The organism is Gelidibacter sp. (assembly GCF_035577925.1).
Taxonomy (GTDB): Bacteria; Bacteroidota; Bacteroidia; order Flavobacteriales; family Flavobacteriaceae; genus Gelidibacter.
Window position 1 is genome coordinate 1 of the sequence record NZ_DATJCY010000369.1, and the last position, 1,882, is coordinate 1,882.

Below are 1,882 nucleotides of genomic sequence, written 5' to 3' on the forward strand. Positions count from 1 at the left end.
AATAATAAGATGAGTAATTCAAATAACAGAAGGAGTTTTTTAAAACTGACCGGATTGGCCGGGCTTGGAATGGCTACTGGTGGATTGGTTAGTTGCGGCACGACGGCTAAAATTGTGGTACCACCCAATGGCGGTGTTTCAAGGTTTAATATGTCAGGTTATGCAGCACCTAAAATAGATACGGTAAAAATTGGTTTTATAGGATTAGGCATGCGTGGTCCTGGTGCAGTAAAACGGATGAGTTATATAGAAGGTGTTGAGATTAAAGCATTATGCGATTTAAGACCAAAGCAAGCGGAGAATGCTAAGAAATTATTGGAGGGCACATCGCATAATCCTAAGGTTTATAGCGGTAGTGAGGATGCCTGGAAAGACATGATCGATACTGAAGATTTGGATTTGATTTATATTGCAACGCCATGGGATCTGCATGTGCCAATGGCCGTTTATGCTATGAATGCTGGTAGACATGTGGGTGTTGAAGTGCCTGCTGCTAAGACTATCGATGAGTGTTGGGAATTGGTGGAAACTTCCGAAAAGACAAAGATGCATTGTATGATGCTCGAAAATTGTTGCTACGACTTTTTTGAATTGCTGACCTTAAATATGGCACGACAAGGATATTTTGGGGATATCATCCATGGTGAAGGTGCTTATATCCACGATTTGGTCGATCTTAATTTTAATAAAAACGCCTTTCAGGACATGTGGCGTTTAAAGGAAAATATTGGACGTGATGGCAATCTTTACGGTACGCATGGTTTAGGACCAATATGTCAAGTTATGAATGTGAACCGTGGTGACCAAATGGATTATTTAACCTCGCTTTCGAGTGGTGATTTTTCTATGGGGCCAAGAGCGAAAAGCTTAGCTATGGAAGATGATTTCTTCAAGCCATTTGAAAATGCCAATTATAGAGGTAATATGAATACCACAATGATCAAGACCAAGAATGGTAGAAGCATCATGATTCAACACGATGTGAGTTCGCCAAGACCTTACTCAAGAATCCATCTGATAAGTGGCACAGAAGCCATTGCCCGTAAATGGCCATCCCAACAAATCGGAAAAGGACATTCTTGGTTAAATGAAGCCGAATTTAAGTCGGTGGAAGAAAAATATACTCCAGAAATAGTCAAGAAAGTTGGCGATTTGGCCAAACAAGTTGGTGGGCACGGAGGTATGGATTTTATGATGGACTGGCGTTTGATTGATTGCCTTCGTAATGGTTTGCCATTAGATCAGGACGTATATGACGCTGCTCTATGGAGCGCCATCACACCGTTGAGCGAACAATCTGTTGGCAACCGTGCGGCATCCGTTGATGTTCCAGATTTTACGCGTGGCCATTGGAAAACCAATGCACCGGTGGACATTAGCTTGTCAGGTGGAGGTACGACCAATGTACTTTATGGAAAATAATTGCACACTCTATTTGTTGGGTTATTGATACTTTAGTATCATTTCATCGAATATATTAATAATAGCATCCTTCTTAAATTCACTTAATTTAAGAAGGATGCTTTTTTTGTTTTCTACTTTAAATGCATGATTGCTATAGTCTTTGAGACACAATTGTGGGGTTTTTAAATGTAATTTATACCGTTTCCATTTGAAGGAGTGTAAGTCTAATGGGTAAAACCTTTTTGTTTTTTTAAAGCCTATAATTTTCATAATTACTGATTTAAGTATAAAATACTGATTTACAACTCATTATATTTTAGTTTGTTTTTATAATAAGACTAAAGATAAAATTTGTTTTGTTTTTTTGTGAAGAAATAGCTTTCGTATCAAAATAAATACTACATTTGGTCGGATTTATGTGCACTTCATCGATTTTAATTTAATATTAAAATACTGTTGAATTTGTCCATTTACAAAA

General features: G+C 37.7%; 1 protein-coding gene. It reads left to right on the forward strand.

Annotated elements, in window-relative coordinates; genetic code table 11:
- Nucleotides 1-1,422: Gfo/Idh/MocA family oxidoreductase (locus tag VNJ50_RS14120; RefSeq protein ID WP_414652903.1), on the forward strand; the 1,422-nt coding region annotated here is incomplete at its 5' end.
- Nucleotides 1,423-1,882: the final 460 nt, after the last annotated feature.